The 328-nt window shown below is 55.5% G+C and carries 1 protein-coding gene; it reads right to left on the minus strand.

Annotation, left to right across the window (positions count from 1 at the left end; translation table 11 throughout):
- The coding region (locus ACTF5Z_RS09000) for an SDR family NAD(P)-dependent oxidoreductase (protein WP_438985343.1) at positions 1-328 on the minus strand (328 nt) is incomplete at both ends.

The following is a 328-nucleotide window of genomic DNA, read 5'->3' on the forward strand; positions in this document are numbered from 1 at the left end:
CGTCGACGGGGCCATTTTCTAGGTTATCGGCGATCAACCCAGAACCAGCTAATATGGGGGTGTCTACTGGGCCCGGGCACAAAATAGAAACACCGATGTTGGCACCTTGCTCCGCCAGCTCTTGTTGCAGCGTTTCAGTAATGCCGCGCACTGCCATCTTGGTTGCTGTGTATGAGCCTAAGCCAGCACCGGAGATAAATGATGCGACTGACCCGGTGTTAACGATGTGGGCGCGCGAGCCCTGTTGAATCATTCGCGGCACAAAAGCCAACAGGCCGTTCACCACGCCCATCAAGTTGACATTGACCACCGACTGCCAGGTTTCTGC

The sequence above is a fragment of the Aequoribacter sp. genome (assembly GCF_965659035.1).
Classification (GTDB): domain Bacteria; phylum Pseudomonadota; class Gammaproteobacteria; order Pseudomonadales; family Halieaceae; genus Aequoribacter.